Below are 4,074 nucleotides of genomic sequence, written 5' to 3' on the forward strand. Positions count from 1 at the left end.
GCAGCCGCGGGCACCGGCGGCACCGCCCAGGCCGGCGGCGTCGGCGGCGGCGCCGAAGGACGACACAAGCGCGACCGGGACTACCTCACCCACGAGGACGAGGAGAACTGGTACGACGACGAGACCGGCGCGAGCCCGTCCGTCTGGGAGTGACCGCTGCGGTGCGCCGGCCTGCGGACCGGCGCACCCGGCATACCACGGGGTTGTTCGTGAGCTCAGGGAGGAGTCACCCATGGGTGGCGGGGGATTCGACGTCGAGATCGGCCAGATGGACCTGGCCCAGCAGCTCTTCGACCGGCAACAGGGCCACATGGCCGCGATCCGCGGCTACGTCAGCAGCACGTGCTCGGCGCCCGGTGCGTTCCGGGGGCTGATGAGCCTGCTGCACGGTCACTACAGCGGCTGCCTGAGCCAGGCCGAGACGGGTCTGGACCACGGCGGCCAGGTCGCCGAGCACTGCGCGTCCAAGATCGGGCTGACCAGGTCCACCTACCTGCGCATGGACAAGGCCGCCTTCGACCGGTTCGCCGAGAAGGAGAAGGCAGCGGGGCGCACCGTGGCGCCCTACAAGCCGCCGGTCGGTGGCGAGTCCCTGGGCCCGGCACGCGACACCGTGCCCCTGCCCCCGGGCTACGCCAAGCTGTCGCGTTACGGCGCCGACGGCTACGACGAGGGCGAGTCCGCATGGGCCGCCGGGGGGAAGGCGGCGCTCAAGGGTGGCTGGGAGCTGACCAGGGAGTCCGGCAAGGATGCCTGGGCGATCAACGACCCCGAGACCGCACCCGAGCCCAACCGGCTGGACCAGTGGCGGGCGGCCCGCTACAACCGCCGCCTCCACGACCAGGGTGGCGGTGCCGGTCTTGCGCCCGCCGGTGGCTATCGCACGGGCGATGACTACTCGCACGAGACGCGCGTGCAGAGCGGGTTCGACCAGGGCTACCACCGGGGAAGCCGGTATGCCGCGTCGCACGTGCCCGACGGGACCGCCTACTCCGGGGCCGCGGACCAGAGCGGCAACATCACCCAGAACCGGCGGCCCGGCAGCGCCTGGGCGCCGCAGGAGCTCGGCGCACCGGTCGAGCTCGTCCACCAGGGCCAGGAGCTGTGGAAGAACGGTCACGAGCTCGTCGCCGGGATCGGTGACGCCCAGGAGGCGTGGGCCGGCCAGGCCGACGCCCAGCGGCTGGCCGACGGCCCCGCCAACACCGGCGGCGTGAACTGGGCCACGAACGACAAGGGAGGCACCTGGTGAGCATCGCCGAGACGATCGACCCTCGCTCCGCGCTCATCGAGCCGGGCATCCCCGACCCCAGGGACTTCGCCGAGAAGCTCGAGGAGGACAGCGGGTTCATCCTCGGGCACCTGCTCGGGTTCATCCGGGAGGCCTTCGGCATCAGTCCGGTCGAGGAGCTGGTCAAGCCCCTGGTGGGCGACTGGACGGCGATGCAGCGCGCGCAGGGCGGGTGGGTCCAGGCAGGCGAGGCCTGCACCGCCGTCGGCAAGAACTTCGCAGCCCTGCCGGAGCAGACGCGCGAGTCATGGCAGGGAGAGGCCGGTGACGCCTTCCGGTCCCGGATGACCTCGCTCAGTGAGGGCTACTCGACCTACGGCGAGGGGTGCAGGACCCTCTCCGAGCTCTCCTCCGCGATGGTCGGCGCCGCCAAGGCCGCCGCCGAGGGCGTCGCGACGGTGATCTCCTTCATCGGAGACCTGGTCGAGCGGCTGGCCGTCGAGGCCACGGTCCCGGTGATCGGCTGGCTGGCGGGTGCCGCGGACGTCGCCGTGCACATCAAGTCCTTCTGGGACAAGATCCACCGTGGCTACGAGCTCCTGAAGAGGTACCTCGTCATCCTCCACAAGGTGGCGTCGGCGATCGAGACGATCAATGCCGTGCTGAAGGGGATCACCGTGGCGCTGAAGGGCTTCTCGGCCAGCATGCACCTGGTGGCCGCCGACGAGGCCGACGACGCGGCCGGGAAGGCGTTCGCGTGATGGCCGGCGACGGCGGCGCGGCCGACCGGGGCCTCGCGGAGGCCCGGGAGGCGCTTGCGCAGATCCACGGCCTCATCGGCGAGATCCACGCCCTCAACCGCGGCCTCGGCGAGGACCTCGAGCAGCTGCGCGAGCAGATGCGGGCCGCGGACGAGGACCGCGCCGGGCAGGCCCGGCGCGGAGAGCTCGGGCCCGACTGGGCCAGGCTCCAGCGACGGATCGACCTCAACCAGACCAGCGTGTCCGCCGTGGTCCGCGGTGAGGACGACTCCGTCGAGGCCGAGCGCCTGCGGGCGCACGCCGCCCGGCAGGCCCACAGCCTGGCGCAGCTGCAGGAGGCCGAGCCCAAGGACGGCGAGGAGGACGAGACCGGCGCACTCTTCGGGGTGGTCCGCCAGGACCAGGCCGAGCTGCGCGCCCTCGTCGAGCAGCTGCGGGCCCTGCCGGTCAGCCGTCCGGAGGTCTGAGCCGGCGCAGGGGCGTGACCGCGCCGGCTCAGGCCTCCGGCTGACCCGCGGCCTCGGCGTCGGCCTCCTTGCCCAGACGCTGCGCGAGGCTGCGGCGGCGGACGAGCGCGAGCAGACAGGTCAGCTCGACGACCACCCACGCGGCGCCGACGAGCACGAGTCGGACCATCGACGTGGTCTGGCTGCCGTTCGCGTCGGCGTTGCGGGCGTAGGCGTGCCCCGTCGGGTCGTAGAGGACCGAGAGCTTCTGACCCTGGGTGATGGAGTCGAACGGGCCGGTGCGCAGCCCGGGCAGGGACGGGTGGTTGAACTCGTAGGCGCGGCGGGCCCGGCGGTCCACGATCTGCTCGATGTAGTAGCCCTGCACGACCTTCCCGTCGGGGAGGCGGTAGTCCACGCGCTGCATCTCGTTGTCGAGCATGACGACCTTCTCCGCGGTGGCGCCGTCGACCTTGGTCATCACGGTGTGGGCGTAGACGCCCTCGATGGTGGGGACGAGCATCCACACGGCCGCCAGGCAGACGATGAAGGCTCCGACGGCGGCGCCGAGCCGGACACGCGAGGGCACCTGCAGGGTGATCGGGAGGAACACCGCCCACGCGACCAGGACCCCCACCAGGGGGATGCCGCCGGGGTCTGCCGCCCGGCTGCCCAGGTCGGGGCTGAGGGCCCACCACGCGGAGGCGAGCACGACGAGGTGGAACGCCAGGACCAGCGCCAGCCGGTAGCGCAGCCTCATCCCGCTGCCGTCCGGCCTCTCGGAGGACGGCTCGTCGGTGGGCAGCCAGGTGCTCGACTCGGTCACGGGAGGGCTCCTAACCGGAGGTGGTGCGTCGGAGGATCTCGAGGACGTCGCCGGCCACGAGGGCGGCCGGCAGGGCACAGACGACGGCCAGGCCCTCGAGGGCATCGGCCAGACGGGACAGGCGGGGGGACGTCCAGCCTCGGGTGAGAGCCAGGGACCCGGCGAGGGAGGCCAGGGCCAGGACGAGGACCACGGCGACCACCGCACCGGCCGCGGCGGGGCCGGCGACCTGGCCCACGGCATACAGCCCCTCGGCGAGGACCACGGCGGCCGCGCCGAGGAGCGCGAAGCGGGGGAGCCGGTCGCGCACGGTGCGTGACTGGTAGCCCAGGCCCATCACGGTCAGGGTGCACAGCGCCACCGCGCCCCAGCGGGACACGCCCGACCGGCCCGGAGTGGCCAGCAGGACGGCCAGCGTCACGGGGGCGAGGGAGGCGCCCCACAGGGTGCCGGCCGCGACCACGTCGCGGGCCTGGCGGAATCGCTGCTGCAGCTCGGGCACGCGGATCCGGCGCCGGCGCCGACGGGTGGGCTCGCGGACCGACCAGATGGTGGTGGAGAGGCGATCGGTGTCGACCAGCTGCTCGTCGGGCACGTCCAGACCCAGGGAGGGCAGCATCCGCACCACCATCGGCGCCAGGCCGGCGACGACAGCGGCCACGGCGAAGCCCGGCCACTCCAGCAGGACGCCGAGCACGTTGACGAGGCCGAGGAAGGCCAGGACGACCAGGGCGACCCGCGCGGCGCCGTCGCGCGCGCCCGAGCTGACCCGGGCCACGCCGGCGACGACCGCGCCGATGGCACAGCCGG

General features: G+C 73.3%; 5 protein-coding genes. 3 read left to right on the top strand and 2 right to left on the bottom strand.

The window, feature by feature from the left end:
* Positions 1-232 precede the first annotated feature (232 nt).
* Genes VF825_RS05520 through VF825_RS05530 form a run of 3 tightly spaced genes read left to right on the top strand, consistent with a single transcriptional unit; the run spans position 233 to position 2,459 of the window.
* Positions 233-1,252 carry a hypothetical protein gene (locus VF825_RS05520; RefSeq protein ID WP_331110979.1) on the top strand — a complete coding sequence of 340 codons (1,020 nt, stop codon included), beginning with the start codon at positions 233-235 and terminating at the stop codon, positions 1,250-1,252.
* Positions 1,249-1,992 (top strand): hypothetical protein, encoded by a 744-nt coding sequence (locus VF825_RS05525; RefSeq protein WP_331110981.1) that lies wholly within the window; start codon positions 1,249-1,251, stop codon positions 1,990-1,992. Before VF825_RS05520 ends, VF825_RS05525 begins: the two co-directional genes overlap by 4 nt.
* Positions 1,989-2,459 carry a hypothetical protein gene (locus VF825_RS05530; protein ID WP_331110983.1) on the top strand — a complete coding sequence of 157 codons (471 nt, stop codon included), beginning with the start codon at positions 1,989-1,991 and terminating at the stop codon, positions 2,457-2,459. The genes VF825_RS05525 and VF825_RS05530 overlap by 4 nt, the downstream gene beginning before the upstream one ends.
* 28 nt (positions 2,460-2,487) lie before the next feature.
* Here the strand turns inward: VF825_RS05530 and VF825_RS05535 are convergent, their stop codons facing one another.
* A complete protein-coding gene (locus tag VF825_RS05535) occupies positions 2,488-3,264 on the bottom strand; it encodes a hypothetical protein (RefSeq protein ID WP_331110985.1) in 777 nt (258 codons plus the stop codon).
* Between the two features lie 10 nt (positions 3,265-3,274).
* Positions 3,275-4,074, bottom strand: an 800-nt coding sequence (locus VF825_RS05540) for a hypothetical protein (RefSeq protein WP_331110987.1), incomplete at its 5' end; no start/stop codon positions are given.

The sequence above is a fragment of the Oryzihumus sp. genome (assembly GCF_036391795.1).
Taxonomy (GTDB): Bacteria; Actinomycetota; Actinomycetes; order Actinomycetales; family Dermatophilaceae; genus Oryzihumus.

Excerpts from the sequence above, each read along its gene's own strand:
- VF825_RS05520 (WP_331110979.1), top strand. The coding sequence starts at position 233 with ATGGGTGGCGGGGGATTCGACGTCGAGATCGGCCAGATGGACCTGGCC.